Below are 18,318 nucleotides of genomic sequence, written 5' to 3'. Positions count from 1 at the left end.
TGATCACGTTCGTTGTTCGGGGACCGATCCGGGCGGGTGTGCTCGGAGGTAGCTGACGCGCCACGCCTCGCACAGCTCGGTGTCGGTGAGGTCGCGAGGGTCACGTAGGCGACCCAGAGGGTCGTGGTGAGCCGGCGGCTGAGAGTGCGCCGGCACGGGGTTACCCCCAGGTGCTGACGCGTCGGCCGTGGTCGCGCCCCCGTCGGCGTTACGTTCACCTCGTGGGCGGCACAGGAGCAGTCCCCCGACCAGGGCGGCGACCCCGACCGCCAGGCCGCTGAGCCCCAGGGCCGCGGTGAAGCCGATGACGGCGAGCATCATCACGGCGACTCCGGCAGCAGTCCCGGCGAAGAAGGGGATCCCGAGCGTAAGGGCAGCGGCCCGGACCCGGGCGGTGGTTGACGTGGCCACGGCGGCGGGCACAGCCAGGACGCTGATCGCGACAAGGCCGGACAGCGGGACCATGCTCACGGCGAAGGCACCCCCCAGCCCGACAGCGGCGCAGGCCAGGGTCCGGCCCGCGATCACGCGACCGTCCATCAGCCGGCTGCGGTCACGGCCCAGGACAGCGGGGTCGCGGGCGTGCCGGCCCTCACCGGGGCGGTGGGAGGCCTCATGCCACCCGGTCCTCATGGGTGGATCGGCTGAGGTTCACCAGCAGGTGGGTGGTGACGGTCTCCGCGCCGAGGGCTCGGCTCATCCGTTCCTGGGCGTGGTCGCGCAGGCGCTCCTGCAGGGCTTTGATGTCGGTGCCTGGGTCCACGACGAGGGTGAGGCTGACGTCGGGACGGAGGCGGCTGCCGGTGATGTCCGCGCGTGCGGAGCTGACGCCCGGGTAGGCCCGGATGTCGGCCTCGAGCGCGTCGGCGACGGTATCGGCGTCCACGCGCGTCACTCCCCGGCCGTTCTCGTCCTGGATCCGGAACCGGCCGGTGCTGGATCGCCGGGGCAGCTGCGCTAGGAGCCACCGCACCCCGAGCAGGACGGCGAGGATGCCGACCGCGGCGACGGCGTAGGGCGCCCAGGGCTGCTCGATGAGGTAGGTCCGCAGCTCCGCGGGCAGGACCGGGGTGTTCGGGGCAAGGACACCCACCAGTCCGAGGCTCACCGCAAGAGTCGCCGCGCCGGCCGCGAAGAGGAGAAGGCCGAGGAGGGCGAGCAGGGTCCGGTTGAGTCGGCCGGGTCGTGTTGTCGTCGCGGCCATCGGGTCAGCTCCTCGCGGGGGTCGCGCGGACCGTGATCCGCGGTGTGGTGGACAGGGGGATGTTCGCGAGGCGGTCGGTGACGGCCACTTCGACCTGCTCGGCCAGGCCGGTGGTGTCGCGGACCGACGCGTGGGTGTGGACGTCGACACGGCGTCCCGTGACCGTGACCTGGGAGGAGTCGACCCGGTCGACCCCGTCGGCGGCGTCCTGCGCGGCGCGGTGGATGCTGCCGCGGGTGATCCCGGCGGTGCTGCCGGCAGCCATCCCGGCATTGCGGGCCCCGGTGGGCTTGTCGTTGGTGGAGCTGTCGTTGGTGAAGCTGTCGTTCGTGGGGTTGTCCCGAGTGGAGCCGGGGTCGACGTCCAGGGCGAGCACCTGCGCGCGTCCGGGCATGACGCCGCACAGCAGCAGGACCAGGCCGAGGACAAGCAGGACGGCGCCGGCGGTCAGCACCCCGGGGTCCTCCCACGGTGAGGCGGACGCCCGGTCCACGAGCGGGGTCAGCGTCCGGGTGGGCTCCTCGCCGAGGAGGTTGCCGATGCTGACGACGGCGGCGTAGGCACCGAGGGCGATGAGCAGCAGCGCTGTCAGGGTGGCGGGGATGATGCGGCGGGGGCGACGGGTCACTGGACCCTCCTGGGCTGGGGGCGAGACCGAAGGAGGCTGGTGACGGTGATGTCGACCTGGGCGACGTCGAGTCCTGTGAGGGTGCTGACGCGCTGCTCGACGTTTCGGCGCACGGCCTGCGCCACCTCCTGGACCGGTTCGGGGTAGACGACCGACATGGTGATGTCGACGGTGACAGTGCCGCCGTGCACGTGTGCGTCCACGTGGGGGCGGTCCTGCTCCTTGTCCTCACCGACCGCGACACCGAGGACCCGGCGCGCGGAGCCTCCCGCGTACGGGACCTCGGTGGCCGCCTGGCCGGCGATCTTCTCCACGACCCGGTCGGCGATCGTGGTGACGCCGCCGCTCACCGGCGGTTGCGCTGGTCGGCGATGAGGGCGGACACGTCCAGCTGGCCGCCGAGGATCCGCCCGACCAGCAGCCCGATGGCGCCGAAGAGCAGGACGAGGACGAAGGCGTAGAACCCGCCGAACGCGGCCGCGAACCCGAGGGCGATGCCGGCGGCGAGGCCGAGGGTGGTGGTGTTCATGAGGTGCGCTCCTCCATGGCCGGTGAGTCACCGGGGCCGGGTCGGGTAGTCGGGGTGATCGGCGGGACGGGGCTGACGGGGGTGACGGGGGTGACGGGGGTGACGGGGCCGACGGGGGTCCAGGCGGGCGGCCGGGGCCCGGAGGGCGGGTCGTCGGTGGGGTCGGGGGCCTGGTGCAGGTCGGCGATGACGACGTCGACGGTCCTGCCGTCGGCGACGCCCGTGATCGCTGCGCGGACGCTGGTGAGCACGGCCGGCAGGGCTGCGGCCGTCACGACGACGTGCACGGTCACCGAGGTGGCGGAGGCGCGGATCCCGACGACTCGTCGTCCGGGCAGGTAGGTGGCGACCTCCCCGAACTGGCCCCCGTGCAACCCGGTCACCCCGGGGACGGCCAGCGCGGCGGCGGTAAGGCGTTCGACGTCCTCACCGCCGCCTGGAAGGAGGGGCGGCACCGACGCGCGCGCCGGTGCCGGGCTCACTGGACGCGAGGCTCGGACGAGCGGGACTTCGCGTCACCGTTGCCAGCGTCGTCCTGAGAGGTGTCGTCCTGGCCGGGCAGGTAGACGTCGTCGACCGTGATGTTGACCTCGGTCACCTCGAGCCCGGTCATGCGCTCCAGGGCGGTGACGACGTTGCGGCGCACCGCGTCGGCGACGTCGGGGATCGCGACGCCGTACTCCACGACGATGTCAACGTCCACGGCGGCCTGACGCTCGCCCACCTCGACGGACACGCCCTGGCTGACGCTGCTGCTGGCCCCGGGGATGCGCTCACGGATCGCGCCGAACGCGCGGGAAGCGCCCGCACCCATGGCGTGGACTCCGCTGACGTCCCGAACGGCCATGCCGGCAATCTTCGACACGACAGTGTCGGCAATCGTGGTACGCCCGCCCTCGGTGACCAGGTCGGTGCCCGGCGTACCTGCGGTGCCGGGTGTGACGCTGCCGCGGCGTGCGGCGGCGGAGTCCTTGCCGGTGGTCGTGGTGGGGGTGGTGTCGGAGGTGGGGCTGCTCATCGTGGTCTGCTCCTGAAGGTCGAGGGTTGGGCTGTTCGGGGGTCTCGCGGGACCGTGGCGTGCACTCATAGAGACGCACGTGGTCACGAAACGTCACGGTCGGTCGAGCAGAGAATGCGCCTTGTCGCGACGGGGCCGACACGGATCGTCTGTGTCAGCCCCGCCGAGGTGCTGTGCCGGTGTCGTGCCGGTGCCGTGCCGGTGCCGTGCCGGTGCCGTGCAGGTGCAGGTGCTTGTGCTGGGTGATCAGTGGCCGAGGCCGGCCTTGTCGACCTTGCGGTGGAACCGCATCCCGGCGAGGCCGCCGAGGATGGCGCCGATGAGGCTGGTCACGGCGACCGCGAGCAGCGCGACGATCCCGCCCGTGGTGAGGTCGTCGGCGGTCACGGGGATTGGCGGGAGGGATTCCAGCTGGGCCAGGACATCGAACCGGTCACCGGCGACCACGCCGAGGACCGCGACGATCGCGGCGATCACGACGGCCCATACCCACACCGCCACGCCCTGCTTGACGCCGTTGAAGCGGGCCATCCGGCCCGCGACGTAGCCGCCGCAGTAGTAGGCCACGAACAGGACGACAAGGAAGACGATGGCGCCGATGATCCCGGCGGTCTGCGCGGTGTCGGCGGTCGCGTCGGAGGCGTCGGGCTGGGTGTTGAAGCCGACGACGGCGCCCACGGCCGCGAGGAACGCGCTCAGCAGGACGACGGTGCCGGTCGCGGTGAGCCAGCCGAAGAATGCGGAGCCGATCTTGACGCCGCCGTACTCCTCCTTCTCCCGGTCCACGACGGAGGCCCGGTCACGGCCGAAGCTCTCCGCGGAGACCGCACCCGTGTCTGTGTTGGCACTTGTGTCGGCGCGGTGGGCGGCGTGCTCCTGCCCACCCGGTACGTCGCGGTCGTGGTCGTGGTGCACCGACAGGTCGTCGGTGGACAGGTCGGTGGAGCGGTCACGGGAGCGACGGTCGGGGGATGCGCTGCTGCTCATGGGGACCTCTTCTTCGGGAGGTGGAACCCGGCACGTGTGGGCCGGGGTTCCGGTCGGCGTGTTGGACGGGGTGCCCGACACGGGCCTGGCGCGCCACGAGGGGGTCGTGGCGCGCCAGGGGTCGTGCGGGGGTGTTCCCGTTAGCCGAGGCCGGGGATCTTGCCCAGCAGGTCCTGGGGGTTGATGCCGAACTTGTCCAGCAGGCCCGAGTCCTTGTCGGTGTCCACCGTGTCGGGCAGCTCCGAGTCGGCCTTGCTGGCCTGGTCGGTGTCGCCGCGGGACTTCAGCATGTCGATGATCTGAGACTTGTCGATCTGCATGACGTGCTCCTTCTGTCGATGGTGCTCGTGGGTCAGCACTGGTGGGTCAGCACTGGTGGGTCAGCACTGGTGGGTCAGCACTGGTGGGTCAGCACTGGTGGGTCAGCACTGGTGGGTCAGCACTGGTGGGTCAGCACTGGTGGGTCAGCACTGGTGGGTCAGTGCTGGTGGGTCAGTGCTGGTGGGTCAGTGCTTGGGGTTGGTGCGGGTCGAGTCGGTCACGTCGACCTGCTCGATCTGCTCCTTGCGGACCTCTTCGCTGACCTCGCGGCTCTCCGTGACGGTCTCGGTGTCCAGGCGGACGCGCTCGACCGGGACGGTCTCCTTGTTCACCACGACCCGCTCCTCGGTGAGGACGACCTCGTGCTCCTCCTCGGTGAGGTCCCCACCGGACATCGCGTCGCCGCGGTTGGCGTCGGTGATGGGCTCGGTCACCATGCGGACCTCCTCGTGGCTGACGGGGACGGTGGTGGTGACGTTCTCGGTGACGATGAACTTGCGCAGGCGGGCCTTTCCGGTCGCGACCTTCTCGGTCCCGACGTGCAGCTTCTCCTCCGAGCGGGTCATCGCGTCGTCGGTGGTGGGACCAGAGGTGTCCTGACCCACGACACCGGCCTCACCGGCCACGTCACGACGGTCGTCGCGCCCCTGGTCACTGCGGTCCTGGTCGTACAGGTCCTGGTCCTGACGGCCGCCGGCGGGCAGGCCGGAGTCGGAAGCCTGCTCGGAGTAGGCCATGCCGTAGTAGCGGTACAGCTCGTCCTCTTGCTGCGGGCTCAGGTGGCCGTCGGCGTCCATGCGCGGGGCGTCCTTCACCGTGGCCTTGTCGTAGGGCACGGTGATGTCGGAGCCGGTGACGCTGGCCTCGGCCAGCGGGACGAAGGACTCCGAGCCGCCGAACAGCCCGGTCTTCACGGTGACCCACTCGGGGGCGCCGGTCTGGTCGTCCAGGAACACCTGGCCGGCGCCGCCGATCTTGTCGCCGTCACGGCCGAGCACGGTGCCGCCGCCACTGAGCACGGACTGGATCTGGTCGGTGGTGATCATGTGGATCTCCTCTGTGAGGGGTGCTGCACCGGCGCGGACCGCGCTGGTGTGGTGCCGTTCGAGTGGCTGAGGGGTCAGTGGCGGGTGGCGCCGCGGGTGCCGGGCTGGCCGGCCTGGCGGGCCTTGTTCTTGGCCTGCTCGGCCTGGGCCTTGACGCTGGGCGCGGACTTGGCCTCGGCCTGGATCTTGGGGGCCTCTTCCTCCGCCTTGGCCAGGTAGCCCTCCCAGCGGTGCTGCATGGGCTTGATCAAGCCGCCGCCAACACCGACGACGATGACGCCACCGAGGGTGGCCAGCACGGCGACGAGGATCGGGGTGGTGATCGCGGTCGCGACGCCGACCTGCTCCAGAGCGGCGATGATGCCGAGGCCGAGGATGAACACGGCAGCGATGTTGGCGAGGACCGTGCCGTAGGACAGCCCGCCCAGGGTGCCCTCGATCAGCGTCTTCACGGCCGCGGCGATGGCCGAGGCGATGACGACGATGATGATCGCAATGATCAGGCCAGGCAGGAACGCGATGACGGAGGCGATGAGGTCGCTGATCGGGTTGGGCCCGAAGACCCCGAACGCGAACTGCAGGACGAACAGGACCAGCGTGTAGTAAACGAGCTTGGCGACGATGTCGCTGGCGTCGAACTTCGACTTCTCCAGCGCCTTCTTCACCCCGCCCCGCTCGACCGCCCGGTCGAAGCCCGCCTTCTCCAGCACCTTCTCCAGGGCCTTGGAAATCACCTTCGCGATGATCAACCCGATGATGAGAATGAGCAGGAACGCGACCAGCAGCGGCACGAACGCCGCCACCGTCGTCCACAACGTCGTCAGAGCGTCTCGCATGAATGCCTCCGGAAAGAACGCCCAGGACAGCTTCATCCGGACGTCGTGAAGTGGGGGGTACGCGGTTACCGACGTCCGCCGCAGGGGGCCGCCGTTCTGGCGACCCGCCCCTCACTACCCGGGGGTGATGCCACTAAACGCGCGGCCGGAAACAGACCCGAACCAACCGGCAAGGACGTCAGCCCGGCCAGGGGTCCTCGACCGCGGGGTCGCCCGGCAGGACGTCCTCGAAGTGCACCCGCATCGGGGCGACCTCCACGGCCACGGAGTTGGGGCCCAGGACCGTCTCCAACGCCACCCGGGTCAGGTCCCGGGTCCGGTCCGCGGCCAGGAGCAGGTTCGTGCCGTAGCGGGCGACCATGCAGATCGTGAGGCCCCCGAGGTGGTCCCGGCCTTCAACCTGCAGGACCAGGCGCATCATCGCGACCCCCGGTATCGCCGCGTCCAGGGCGTCACGCAGGTAGGCGGTGATGACCTGCTCACTGACCCGCACCGGTCCGGTCGGGGTGCTCACCACCACCGACGCGGAGGGGCGGGTGGCCCGCAGAGCCGTGTCGAGGATGCGGTCGGACACCTCGACCCAGCGAGGGTCGCGGCGACTGCGCAGGGACTCGATGGCCGACCGCAGGACCGGGCTCGCCTCCTGGCCAGTCTCGTGGCCGGCCTGGTAGTCGTCTCCGGGGGTGTGCGGCCGCTGCGTGGGTCCGGGCCCGCGGTCGGAGGTGGGCTCGTTCATCGCCAGTCCTCCATCCGCTGCGCCACCGCGCGCCGGGCCCGGTGCAGCTGCCCGCGCACGGTGGTGGGGGTGACGTTGAGGACCGTGGCGATGTCGGCGTAGGACATCTCGTCCAGCTCACGCAGGATCCAGACCTCCCGCTGCCGCGGCGGGAGGTCGGCCAGGGCGGCGTCCAGGACCTCCCACAGCTCACGGTCCGCGAGGTTCTGCTCCGGGTGGACCGCGTTTTGGTCCACCCGCTCCACCACCTGGACGTGCTCCAGCAGCACCGGGCGGGACCGGCGCCGGATGGTCCTGACCTCGTTCGCGGTGATGCTGAACAGCCACGTCTTCAGCGAGGACTCCCCGCGGTAGGACGGCAGGTGCTGCCACGCCTTGAGCAGCGCCGACTGCACGACGTCCTCGGCGTCCTCCGGGAAGCCCACGAGCATCCCCTTCGCGTAGCGGTACATGGCCTCCCCGTGTCGGTGGAAGATCTCCGCGAACGCCTCACGGTCGCCCAGGGCGGCCCGTCGAGCCAACGCACCGTCGGTGACATCAAGGACCGCTTCGCTGACGTTCCGTGGCGTCACCGTGGCAACCCGTGACAGCGGTCGATGCCCTGACCCTCGTCCCGTAACCGCATCTGCGGCTCCCGGCGCATGTGATGCACGTCACTGCAGGGTGGCGTGACGATCGTCGTGGTCCGCCGTCTGATCGGGGACTGTCGTCCCGCGTTGCACGTCCAGACCATGAGGCAGATCGTAGGAGGACCTGCGTGATCAACCAACCGACCGCCAAATCCGCAGCCGTATCCGGGCTCGGGGACCCCAACCTCGCCGACAACCGCACCCTCGCCGATGAGGTGGCCAGCTCCGTCCTGCGGGTCCGCGGAGTCGCCGACCTGCACGCCGGTGCCTATGGCGAGGCCGCGACGCACCTGCCCGGCCGCAAGGTCACCGGTGTCCGCCTCCGTGAGGGCCAGCCCACGGAGGTCCACATCGTCCTGCGCTTCGGGGCCGCCGTGCTGCCGACCGCGCAGGCCGTCCGTGAGACCGTCACCCGGGTGACCGGAGGTCCGGTCGAGGTGTGGGTCCAGGACGTCGTGGGGATCCGGGCGGCACGCCGCCCCGGCAGCAGCGTCACGCTGCGGCAGGAGGGTCGCAGATGACCGCGGGCGCCCTGGACGTTCGCCGCGCCCCGCGTGGTGTGGCGTCCACACCCCCGTCCGGCCCCCCCATCAGCCCCGCGCCCGGCCCTCCGGTCAACCGCGCGCTCGACCCTGTGTCTGGTCCGTCGTCGGATCGTCAGGCCGCGCGCACGGCGGCTAGTTCCTGGCAGGACTCTCGTCCTGAGAGCTGGCAGGCCGTGTCCCGTGCGACTGCGGAGAAGTTCGCGTTGCTGTCCCTCGCCGGCAGCGCGGCCGAGCGCACGCAGCTGCGGGAGGAGATCGTGCTGCTCAACCTCCCGGTCGCCGCCACCCTGGCCCGCCGCTACGCCAACCGCGGGGTCCCGACCGAGGACCTCGTCCAGGTCGCCTCGCTCGGACTCCTCAAGGCCATCGACCGGTTCGACGTCGGCCGGGGCCAGGACTTCCTCGGCTTCGCCACGCCCACGATCACCGGTGAGCTCAAGCGGTACTTCCGCGACTGCGGCTGGACCGTGCGACCACCCCGCCGGCTGCAGGAGCTCCGCACCCAGGTGCAACGCGCCACCCAGACCCTCACCCACCAGCTCGGACGGGCCCCCACCGTGCGAGAGGTGTCGCAGCGCCTCGACGTCGGCCAGGACGACATCATCGAGGCCATGAGCTCGGGCGAGGCGTACAACGCCGTGTCCCTGAACGGCCTCATCGAGGCGAACCCGCACCTCGGCCCCAGCTTCGAGGCCGACGACAACGCCGGCTCCAGCACCACCGTGAACCTGATGGCGTTGGAAGGCCTGCTCGCCCGACTCCCCGAACGCGAACGACGGATCCTCGCGCTCCGCTTCTACGGCAACCTGACCCAGACCGAGATCGGGATCGAGGTCGGACTCAGCCAAATGCAGGTCTCCCGCGTCCTCAGCACCTCCCTGCGGGGCCTGAGGAACCACCTCACCGCCGACCCCGGCGAAAGCCAGAAGGACGCCTCCGCCCGCAGGCCTGGCTAACCGGCCGCCGGAAGTCGACCTCGCTCCGCACGGGCGCCGCAGCCGGCTTCAGGATCGGGGCAACAGCGGTGTGGCCGGTGCCCACCTCAGCGGGTGGTGGACACCGACCACGTCGACTCACGGGTCAAGCGGGCGGATCAGTGCTGCCGGAACGCGTCCTTCGTGTTCTCCCCGGCCTGCTTGAGGTCGGCCTTCGACTGGTCGGTCTTCCCCTCAGCCTCGAGCCGCTCGTTGTCCGTGACCTTGCCCGCGGCCTCCTTGGCCTTACCGCCCACGTCCTCGGCGACGTTCTTGATCTTGTCTGCGGCACTCATGAGCTCTCCTGACGTCGAGGACTGGGGCGCTGCGCAGTCTGCCCGGGCGCAGCACCCCCCGCCACACCACCTCCCGCCGCCCGAAAGAGGTCTTCTGGGAAGGACGCCAGCCCCAGCACCACCGCGGCGACGTCGTACTCCTACTGGAGCGGCCCCCGCAGGTCTGGGCGCCGCCTGGCGCGGTGCGGGCCGTGCCTCCCCGTCCGGGCCGCACCTGGGGGGATGGGGCTGCTGCCTGTCCGCGCGGTGGAGGGCATCGACGACGGTGGGATCGGCCGCGGCGATGTGAAGCGATGACGGGGGCGGCGACGGCGTCGTGAACCGTGCCGATGGCGAGTTGGTGAGGTCGAGCGGCCTGTTGAGCGTCGGCTGCAGGGGCGTTGTGCGGGGCTCAGCGGAAGATGTTGAGGAGCTCGCCGATCTGGTGGTCGGCTTCCTGGGGGTGACGAAAATGCAGTTCGGGGCGCAGCTCGTAGCGGTTGCGGCGGCCGTGGCGGACCTTGCTGACGTAGTTGTCGCTCTCGAGGTCGGTGAGGATGGACTGGGCGGAGCGTTCGGTGATCCCGACCGCGGTGGCGATGTCGCGTACCCGGGACTCGGGGTGGCGGGCGAGGTGGATGAGGACGTGGCCGTGGTTGGTGAGGAACCGCCACCTCGAGGTCGCCGGCTCGCGCGGCGGGGGGCCTGACCCGGTCCGATCGGGCGGATCCTGCTCGGTCCGCGACGGGGCTGGGGTAGTGGCGTCGGTCGACAGGCCGTCGGGGGCCGATGAACGGTGAGGCGTCGACCCGGGAACAGGTGTCACGCGCCCACCCGACGGTTGGCTCTGCACGTCATGGGCTCACCCTAGATCAGGAACCACAACACATGTAATGCACGTCATGTATGTTGCCGGTCGTGCAGATGGTGCAGCTCGTCCGTGGAGTGTCCGCTCTCGTCCTCGTGCTGGCTGTGGCGGCTGGGGGGAGGGTGCTCGTCTCTGGTCCCTGGTCGTGGGTCGTGGTCGAGTTGGGCGGGGTGCAGGTGGGGCTGCGTCTGGATGTGCTGAGCGTGCTGCTGCTGGGGTTCGTGGCGGCGGTGATGGTGCTGGTGGCGTCGTACTCGATCCGCAACCTGGCCGGGCGTTCGGACACCACGGGCTTCGGCTGGTTGCTGCTGGCCGCTCTGGGTTCGTTGGCGCTGCTGATGACCGGGGCCAGTCTTCCGGTGGTCGCGGTGGGCTGGACCGGAAGCGGGCTGGTGCTGGTAGGCCTGGTGGCTCACGCCGGCACCCCGTCGGCCCGTCGGGCGGCCCGTCACGTGAAGCGCCGGCTGCTGCTGGGCGATGCCGCGGTGTGGTCGGCGGTGCTGGTTGGCCTGCTGTGGCTGCCGACACTGAACCGGGCGGATCTGACCCCGGCCGCCCTGACCACGGTCGAGCTGTCGGGTGGGTTGTCGGGGTGGCCGGTGACGGTGGTGGCGGGGCTGCTGGTGATCGGGTGTGTGGTGAGGTCGGCGTTGGTGCCGGCGCGGTCGTGGCTGGTGGAGACCGCGGAGGCGCCGTCGCCGGTGTCGGCGCTCCTGCACGCCGGGATGGTCAATGGGGCTGGGGTGATGGTGGCCCTGTTCTGGGGTGTGTTCGCCGCTGCGCCCGCCGCCCTGCTGGGCCTGCTCCTGCTGGGGGTTGTGTCCGTGGCGGTGGGCGCGCTGACGATGAGCGTGCGCACCGATGTCAAGGGGCGTCTGGCCGGGTCGACGACCACGCAGATGGGCTACATGAGCGTGCAGCTGGGCCTGGGGCTCCCGGCGGCCGCGGTCGCCCACCTGATCGGCCACGGCTGCTACAAGGCATGGCTGTTCCTGCGCGCCGGCGGCGCCGTCACCCGCGCCCGCCGCGAACCCACCCCCGGGGCGCACCGGCCTAGGTCGAGCGACGACGCCCCGACCGCACCGTCCACCACCTCCGACGGCCCGTCCGGCTCCAGCAGGGGGCAGGCTCCGGGCGATCGGCTCAGGCGCGGGGTCCTCATCGGGTTGGCGGCGGGTCTAGGCGTCGCCGCGGCCCTGCCCGCGGTCCTTCTCGCGGTTGGTTCGCTGGGCCTCGTCGCGGTCCTGCCGGTCGCGGCGGCGGTGGCCACGCTCATGGTGGCCGTGCACGCCGCCGCCCACGCCAGTGACTGGAGGCGCTCCTCCGCGGCCCCCACGACCCCGGCGGATCCCACGAACCCGGCGGCCCTGTGGGTTCTCGCCGGGGCGGGGGCGGTGGTGGTGGGCGTCTACGGGTGGCTGCTCGTCGCGTTCGAGGAGCTGCTGGCCCCGGCGCTGCCGCAGGAGCCGGTCTGGTCCACCTCTGTGGCCGTGCTGCTGCTGGTGGTCGTGGTCCTGGTCGCGGTCGCAACGGTGATGCTGCTGCGACACGTGCAGGAGGCACCGGACGGCTGGACGGCGACGAGGTTGGCCCTGGACGCGCTGCCGCCGTGGACCCGCCGTCTCAACCGCCCGCTGGGCGCCCTTCCCGCCCCGAACACCTGGACAGCTCCCAACCCCAACTCCGGGACTCAGCCCGGCCGGGAACCCGCCGACGCCGACCACCACAAGCTTCACCCGATACGCCGGGCCGTCCCGGCCGGTTCGGGTGGGGAGATGGGGCCGTTGCAGGCGATGCCGGTGGGCGTAGACAGCGCCGGGCCGCTGGTGTCGGGCGGCCGGCCCCCCACGGTGGGGCGGACGCGCCTGGAGACCCTGGTGCGGGTGGCCGCCCGGGGGACATCACCGGCCTGGCCGTTGCGTTCGATGGTCGCGGCCAACCCCCTGGCCGGTCTGGAAGGGTTCACCCACCACGACGCGGCGCGGATCTCGGCCGTGTTGCACGGCACTCAGGGCTACCTCCCCCTCGCCCGCTACCGCGACCTGTTCCAGAGCGGTCGGATCACCCAGGAGCACCTGCGACAGGTCCTCAGCCAGCTCGGCGACGAACGAGGCAAGGTCCTTGACCCCGGACTGGAGCAGGTCTACACCGAGCAGGTCTACACCGAGCAGGTCGACACCGAGCAGGTCGACGCCGAGCAGGTCGACGCCGAGCAGGTCGACGCCGAGCAGGTCGACGCCGGGCCCGCGACCTCGCCGCTGCATGGCAGTGCATCACCGCGAGGTCTACGCCTTGTGGATCGCCTCGCCCTGCCGTTTGACCTGCCGTCTGGCGGTGACCCAGCGTCCGGCGAGTCTTCCGGCCACGGGACGACGGACGGCGGACCAAGCACGGTCGGGGCGAGCGTCGTGACAGCGCACCCTGCACGACGGGGGCCTGCACGACGGGGGCCTGCACGACGGGGGCCTGCACGACGGGGGCCTGGAAGACGGGGGCCTGGGAGGCAGCCGTCTGTGCCACGGGCTGGCGTGCGGGTCGCGGCGCGGGCGTTCGTCAATGACCACGCGGGCCTGTGGTGCTCACGGGCGTGGTCGCGGGCCCAGCAGGAGCGGCCGGGGGGGCCGTGGGCCGCGTGGCGAAGCGCCGCTAGCCACCCGGGCCACGACCGGGCCGTGGCGATGACGGGGCTGCACCGGCTGGTGCGGGCGTTGCCCGAGGACGCCCACGACGCGTTGGCCGAGCTGCTGACCCTCACCGGCCATGACCCGGCCTGCTACGGCGGGTACCTGTCCGAGCTGCTCGGCGCCGCCCCGGGGTGGGCCGCGCACGCCGCCTGGCGCGCCCGCGAGAGGGACGACCCCACCCCACTGGTGCAGCTGCTGGCGCTGCGCGCGGCCCTGGACGTCCTCGTCGTGACCGGGCTCGACCACACCGTCACCGACCACCGCGACACCGATCACCCCCACACCGACCACCCCCACACCGACTACCGCCCGAGCCATCCTCATCCGGGCGGGCAGACCCCACTCCGGGGCTACGGCGACGGCATCGACCGGGCGACGGCACCGGCGCCAAATGCCGCAGAAGGGCCGTCCACAGCGGACGGCGAGCAGGAGGGTCCAGAGCAGTCGGACCCGGGCCTCGCCGGCCGTGACGGCCGTGATGGCCGTGATGGCCGTGACGTGGTGAGCAGCGGTCGTGGTGTGGGGCTACCGCCGGAGGCGGTGTGGCAGCGGGCCTACGAGCTCGGTTTCCGTGACGACCTCCTGTCCTCGCTGCGCCCGGCCGCGACGGCCCTGGCGTCGAGCCCAGGAGCGGATCGCGTTGAGGGCAGGGCGCAGCTGGTGTTCTGCATCGACGTGCGCTCCGAACGGATCCGACGCGCGGTCGAGGGCGTCGGCCCGTACGCGACGTTCGGTTTCGCCGGGTTCTTCGGTGTCGCCCTGCGCTACACCAGCGCCGAGGGCGCCAGCTTCGACCAGTGTCCCGCCCTTATCCGTCCCGCCTTCGACGTCACCCCCGCCCGACCGGGCGCTCTGCATGCGCCGCACCCGCACACCGGCTCGCCCACGCAAACGGGGACGCTGCACCAGGCGGAGACGCCGCAGCTGCGGTCGGGTGCGCTGGGTCGTCCCCGCGCGCCTGAGCTGAGCGCGGCGGTGTCGGCCGTGCAGGCGTCACCGTTGACGGCGCTGCTGGTGGCCGAGGCCGGAGGGGCGGTCACGGCCGCCGCGGCCCTGGCCCGGACGTTCGCCCCCGCACGCTGGCGCGCGCTGGTGCAGCGTTGGCACCGCGGGCAGGACCGGTGGGGCACCGCTGGCCTGACCGATCCGCTGACTCTGGCCCAGCGCACTGACCTCGCCCGCGACGTCTTGCGCGGGCTCGGTCTGGTGTCGGGGTTCGCGGAGCTGCTGATCCTCTGTGGGCACGGGGCGTCGGTGGAGAACAACGCCTTCGCCTCGGCCTACGACTGCGGGGCCTGCGGCGGCAACAGCGGCCACGTCAACGCCCGGGTCCTGGCCTCGATCCTCAACGACCCCGCCGTCCGTGAAGGCCTGGCCGAGCACGGCATCACGATCCCGGACACCACCACCGCGGTCGCGGCCGTGCACGACACCACCACCGACGAGATCACCCTCGACCCGTTTGCCACCTCTCCCGCCGCCGCCAGGTCACCCCAACGCGTCGACGCCGGCGCCGGCATGCCCAGGTCGACGTACAGCAGCCCCCACCAGCTGCTCGTGCAGGTGCAGGCCGACCTACGCCGCGCCGGCGACGCCGCCCGCACCGAACGCCTTCCCACCCTCCCGGGCGCGCCCGGTACGCCCGGGCCGCCCAGCAGGACCCGCACGCGCACCCTGCAGCGACCGGCCCGGTTGCTGCGCCACGCACGGGCTCGGGCGGGGGACTGGGCCCAGCCCTGCCCGGAGTGGGGCCTGGCCGGCAACGCCGCGTTCGTCATCGGGCCCCGGGCCCTCACCCGGGGCCTGGACCTGCAGGGCCGGGTGTTCCTGCACGACTACGAGCCGGCCCTGGACGATGACGACAGCATCCTGACCACGATCCTCACCGCGCCGGCGGTGGTGACGCAGTGGATCAACGCCCAGTACTACGCCTCCACCGTCGACCACGACGTCCACGGGGCCGGGGACAAGGCCACGCACAACGTCGTCGGTGACATTGGCGTCCTCAGCGGCGCCCACGGTGACCTTCGCCAGGGCCTGCCCTGGCAGGCCCTGTTCACCCACGACCCCCGCCACCACCTCGGCAGCGCCCAGCACGAGCCCCTGCGGCAGCTCGTCGTCGTCCGGGCCCCCTTGGACCGCATCGACCGCGTCCTTTCAACCAGCCCGGCCGTGAACGCGCTGCTGCGCAACGAGTGGATGAGCCTGGCCGGCATCGACCCCACCAGGGGCACGATCCACCGCCTCACCCCGCAGCTGCGCTGGCGTGACTGGCCCGAGCAGCCGCCCCTGGCGGATCACCCATGAGCGCCCGTCGGCACGTCCCGCTCCACCCTTACCTCGGTCGACGTATCGCCTTCGGCACCAGGCACGGCAAGGAACACCAGGTCGCAGGCCCCTTCGCCGAGATCCTCGGTGCCACCGTCCTCACGCCCCCCGACCTGGACACCGACCAGTTCGGCACCTTCACCGGTGACGTCGGACGCGTCGGCACCCCCGCACAGACCGCACGCGCCAAGGCCGAGCTCGGCGCCACCGCCCTCGGGGTGCCCACCGCCCTGGGCAGCGAAGCCAGCTACGGCGACCCCACAGGCCTCCTCGTCCCGGTCCACGAGGAACTCCTGATGTTTGTCGACCTCGACCGCGACATCGAAGTCATCGAAGGACAACGCAGCATCACCACGCTCCCGGCGCCGCGACGAGCCCAGACCCTCGCTGACCTCGAGCCGCACCTGCACCGCTTCGGCTTCCCCGCCCAAGCGCTCGTGGTCCGACCCGCCGGCCACCCCACCGACCGGAACCGGCCACCCGACCCGGCTCACCTGTCCAAAGGCATCACCGAGCGGACCGAGCTCGACCGCGCCCTGCGCCGGGCCGCGTCGGCCTCCCCGGACGGGCACGCGATGGTCGAAGCCGATCTGCGCGCTCACCACAACCCCACCCGCCGCACCGTCCTGCGCGCCCTCGGCGATCGCCTGGCCCTGCGCCTGAACACCTCCTGTCCCGCCTGCGCCAGCCCCGGCTACGGCCGCACCGCCACCGTGCCCGGCCTGCCCTGCCGGACCTGCCATCGGCCCACCGACCTCGCCCGAGCCGACACCCACACTTGCCCGGCCTGCCCCCACACCCACACCGAACCCCGCCCCGCCACCACCGCCAACCCCGTCTCCTGCCCCACCTGCAACCCCTGACCAGGGATGCGGCCCGGGGACGATCGTGCCGAACGTGAACCGTCCCCGGTTAGCGGGCCGCTGCCGGCCAAGGTCGTGCAGATTGCGGTGACCGTCCTGGCCGTCTTCGTCATCCTTGGCTCCACCACGATGCTCAGCGCGGAGCGGACCCGCGCCCACGCCGAGCAACGGCAGAGCGCCGCCGTCGTCGAGGGGCTGCTGTTACTGGACATCGTCAGTGGCGACGTCAACGAGTCGGTCTACCAGGCCGTTCTCGATCCCGACGAGCAGGCGTCGAACGCCCGCTTTGAGGCCGCCGCTGCGGCCTTGACCACGGCAATGGAGGAGCTGCTCAGCGCCGACATCAGTGAACTGGACGGCGATGCCCGCCGTGAGCTCGAGGCGCTGAGGCCGCCGGCCCGAAGCTACCTCGACCAGGCCCGCCAGCTGGTGGATCTGGGCAACGCCGACCCGGACGCCGTCACCGGACGACTGCAGGACATCGAGGACAGCCAGCAGGCCCTCAGCCGTGGATCTAAGCTGAGGCCCAAATACATACGCCACGCCCGGCTGAATCAGGTAAGGCTATCCTCATGTATGGTCGACCCGGCCGACCGGCCCCCTCGATCACGACCACACGACGGAGCCATCGCAATGAACCGAAAGTACGCAACACGACTGATGGGCGGGCTAGTCGCCGGCACCTTGGTCCTCGCGGCCTGCGGCAGCGACGACGAGGCGACCCCCGACCAGCCGACCGCTGAGGCCGCCACCGACACCACGGCCGACACCACCACCGATACGACGGGCGACACGAGCACCGCCGATGCTGACGGCAACGGCATCGTCACCGTCTACACCGGGCGCCACTACGGTATCGAGCCGGTGTTCGACGACTTCACCGCCGACACCGGCATCGAGGTCCGCTTTACCACCGGCAACGACCCCGAGCTTCGCGAGCGGCTGCTCGCCGAGGGTGAGAACACCCCGGCCGACGTGGTGATGACCGCGGATGCCGCCAACATCGAGCTGGCGGCGGAGGCCGGGGCACTGGCCTCCGTCGAGAGCGACGTCCTCACCGAGACGATCCCCGAGGAGCTGCGCAGCGAGCGCAACGACTGGTTCACCCTGAGCCAGCGGGCCCGGGTGGTCATCCACAGCACCGAGCGCGTCGACGACCCGCCGACCACGTACGCCGGCGTCGGCGATCCCGAGTGGGCCGGTCGCATCTGCCTGCGTCCGAGTACGCACCCCTACACCCAGTCACTGGTCGCCAGCCTGGTGATCGCCGAGGGCGAGGAGCGCGCGACCGAGATCGTGCAGTCGTGGGTCGACAACGACCCGCTGTACATCGACAGCGACACCGACATCTACCACGCCGTGGCCGACGGCGAGTGCGACGTCGCCATCGCCAACACCTACTACCTCGGACGGCTGCTCACGGAGGATCCCGAGTTCCCGGTGGCGATCGTGTGGCCGGAGCAGGACGGCCGCGGCGCCCACGTCAACGTGAGCACCGCAGCGGTCACCGCCAACGCCCCGAACCCGGAGAACGCCCTCGCCCTGATCGAGTGGCTGGCCACCGACGGCCAGCAACAGTTCGCCGACGCCAACTTCGAGTTCCCCGCCGACCCGTCGGTGGAGCCGAACGAGATCGTGACGGCCTGGGGCGCGTTCGAGCCCGATCTGCCGGCAGTGCGCCAGCTCGGCGCCAACCAGCCGACGGCGACCGAGATCTTGAGCGCCACTGGTTACGAATGATCCGGAACCGACCGGACCGGGACGGGTTCCCGGCCCGGTCGGCCACCGGCCCCCACGTCGGTTGGCGAACCTGCCGGAGCCTCGTTAGGCCCGCCTTCCTTCGCTGT

At 71.6% G+C, this 18,318-nt stretch carries 20 protein-coding genes; 5 read left to right on the top strand and 15 right to left on the bottom strand.

Annotated elements, in window-relative coordinates:
- Positions 1-3: 3 nt before the first annotated feature.
- The 13 genes from SJY06_RS17945 to SJY06_RS17885 all read right to left on the bottom strand — a co-directional run bounded on the left by SJY06_RS17945 (position 4) and on the right by SJY06_RS17885 (position 7,877).
- Positions 4-633, bottom strand: coding sequence for a hypothetical protein (locus SJY06_RS17945; RefSeq protein WP_380168898.1), 630 nt, complete (start codon positions 631-633; stop codon positions 4-6).
- A complete protein-coding gene (gene amaP, locus SJY06_RS17940; protein ID WP_380168897.1) occupies positions 614-1,204 on the bottom strand; it encodes an alkaline shock response membrane anchor protein AmaP in 591 nt (196 codons plus the stop codon). Before amaP ends, SJY06_RS17945 begins: the two co-directional genes overlap by 20 nt.
- 4 nt (positions 1,205-1,208) lie before the next feature.
- Positions 1,209-1,832: a DUF6286 domain-containing protein gene (locus SJY06_RS17935; protein ID WP_380168896.1), complete on the bottom strand. Its 624-nt coding sequence runs from the start codon at positions 1,830-1,832 to the stop codon at positions 1,209-1,211.
- Positions 1,829-2,182: an Asp23/Gls24 family envelope stress response protein gene (locus tag SJY06_RS17930; protein WP_380168895.1), complete on the bottom strand. Its 354-nt coding sequence runs from the start codon at positions 2,180-2,182 to the stop codon at positions 1,829-1,831. The genes SJY06_RS17935 and SJY06_RS17930 overlap by 4 nt, the downstream gene beginning before the upstream one ends.
- Positions 2,179-2,361, bottom strand: coding sequence for a hypothetical protein (locus SJY06_RS17925; RefSeq protein ID WP_380168894.1), 183 nt, complete (start codon positions 2,359-2,361; stop codon positions 2,179-2,181). The genes SJY06_RS17930 and SJY06_RS17925 overlap by 4 nt, the downstream gene beginning before the upstream one ends.
- A complete protein-coding gene (locus SJY06_RS17920) occupies positions 2,358-2,843 on the bottom strand; it encodes a hypothetical protein (protein WP_380168893.1) in 486 nt (161 codons plus the stop codon). The genes SJY06_RS17925 and SJY06_RS17920 overlap by 4 nt, the downstream gene beginning before the upstream one ends.
- The gene (locus tag SJY06_RS17915) at positions 2,840-3,379 is read right to left on the bottom strand and encodes an Asp23/Gls24 family envelope stress response protein (RefSeq protein ID WP_380168892.1); all 540 of its coding nucleotides are present in this window, start codon (positions 3,377-3,379) and stop codon (positions 2,840-2,842) included. The genes SJY06_RS17920 and SJY06_RS17915 overlap by 4 nt, the downstream gene beginning before the upstream one ends.
- Before the next feature lie 246 nt (positions 3,380-3,625).
- Positions 3,626-4,366 (bottom strand): hypothetical protein, encoded by a 741-nt coding sequence (locus SJY06_RS17910; protein ID WP_380168891.1) that lies wholly within the window; start codon positions 4,364-4,366, stop codon positions 3,626-3,628.
- A gap of 140 nt (positions 4,367-4,506) precedes the next feature.
- The gene (locus SJY06_RS17905; RefSeq protein ID WP_380168890.1) at positions 4,507-4,686 is read right to left on the bottom strand and encodes a hypothetical protein; all 180 of its coding nucleotides are present in this window, start codon (positions 4,684-4,686) and stop codon (positions 4,507-4,509) included.
- A gap of 186 nt (positions 4,687-4,872) precedes the next feature.
- Positions 4,873-5,733 carry a YsnF/AvaK domain-containing protein gene (locus tag SJY06_RS17900; protein WP_380168889.1) on the bottom strand — a complete coding sequence of 287 codons (861 nt, stop codon included), beginning with the start codon at positions 5,731-5,733 and terminating at the stop codon, positions 4,873-4,875.
- 74 nt (positions 5,734-5,807) lie between these two features.
- Complete coding sequence (locus tag SJY06_RS17895; RefSeq protein ID WP_380168888.1) at positions 5,808-6,605, bottom strand: hypothetical protein; 798 nt, start codon at positions 6,603-6,605, stop codon at positions 5,808-5,810.
- A 142-nt stretch (positions 6,606-6,747) separates the two neighbouring features.
- Positions 6,748-7,305, bottom strand: coding sequence for a hypothetical protein (locus tag SJY06_RS17890; RefSeq protein WP_380168887.1), 558 nt, complete (start codon positions 7,303-7,305; stop codon positions 6,748-6,750).
- Positions 7,302-7,877 (bottom strand): RNA polymerase sigma factor, encoded by a 576-nt coding sequence (locus SJY06_RS17885; protein WP_380168886.1) that lies wholly within the window; start codon positions 7,875-7,877, stop codon positions 7,302-7,304. The genes SJY06_RS17890 and SJY06_RS17885 overlap by 4 nt, the downstream gene beginning before the upstream one ends.
- Before the next feature lie 272 nt (positions 7,878-8,149).
- On the opposite strand from SJY06_RS17885, the gene SJY06_RS17880 reads away from it, so the two are divergent.
- Positions 8,150-8,455 (top strand): hypothetical protein, encoded by a 306-nt coding sequence (locus SJY06_RS17880; RefSeq protein WP_380168885.1) that lies wholly within the window; start codon positions 8,150-8,152, stop codon positions 8,453-8,455.
- Positions 8,456-8,652: 197 nt separating this feature from the next.
- Entirely contained in the window at positions 8,653-9,435 is a 783-nt protein-coding gene (locus SJY06_RS17875; RefSeq protein WP_380168884.1) for a SigB/SigF/SigG family RNA polymerase sigma factor, read from the top strand.
- Positions 9,436-9,572: 137 nt separating this feature from the next.
- Here the strand turns inward: SJY06_RS17875 and SJY06_RS17870 are convergent, their stop codons facing one another.
- Both SJY06_RS17870 and SJY06_RS17865 read right to left on the bottom strand, forming a co-directional pair.
- Positions 9,573-9,749, bottom strand: coding sequence for a CsbD family protein (locus tag SJY06_RS17870; RefSeq protein ID WP_380168883.1), 177 nt, complete (start codon positions 9,747-9,749; stop codon positions 9,573-9,575).
- A 391-nt stretch (positions 9,750-10,140) separates the two neighbouring features.
- Positions 10,141-10,554, bottom strand: coding sequence for a helix-turn-helix transcriptional regulator (locus SJY06_RS17865; RefSeq protein ID WP_380168882.1), 414 nt, complete (start codon positions 10,552-10,554; stop codon positions 10,141-10,143).
- A 194-nt stretch (positions 10,555-10,748) separates the two neighbouring features.
- Between SJY06_RS17865 and SJY06_RS17860 the strand changes: the two genes are divergently transcribed.
- The 3 genes from SJY06_RS17860 (at position 10,749) to SJY06_RS17850 (ending at position 18,211) form a co-directional block, all read left to right on the top strand.
- The gene (locus SJY06_RS17860; protein WP_380168881.1) at positions 10,749-15,587 is read left to right on the top strand and encodes a putative inorganic carbon transporter subunit DabA; all 4,839 of its coding nucleotides are present in this window, start codon (positions 10,749-10,751) and stop codon (positions 15,585-15,587) included.
- Entirely contained in the window at positions 15,584-16,471 is an 888-nt protein-coding gene (locus tag SJY06_RS17855) for a DUF6671 family protein (RefSeq protein ID WP_380168880.1), read from the top strand. The genes SJY06_RS17860 and SJY06_RS17855 overlap by 4 nt, the downstream gene beginning before the upstream one ends.
- A gap of 87 nt (positions 16,472-16,558) precedes the next feature.
- The gene (locus SJY06_RS17850; RefSeq protein WP_380168879.1) at positions 16,559-18,211 is read left to right on the top strand and encodes an extracellular solute-binding protein; all 1,653 of its coding nucleotides are present in this window, start codon (positions 16,559-16,561) and stop codon (positions 18,209-18,211) included.
- The last annotated feature ends 107 nt before the right edge of the window (positions 18,212-18,318 follow it).

The organism is Jannaschia sp. R86511 (genome assembly GCF_042466345.1).
In the GTDB taxonomy this organism is placed as follows: Bacteria; Actinomycetota; Actinomycetes; order Actinomycetales; family JBBAYJ01; genus Aquipuribacter.
Note: the sequence above shows the minus strand (reverse complement) of the source record. Positions and strands in the feature narration are given on the sequence as shown.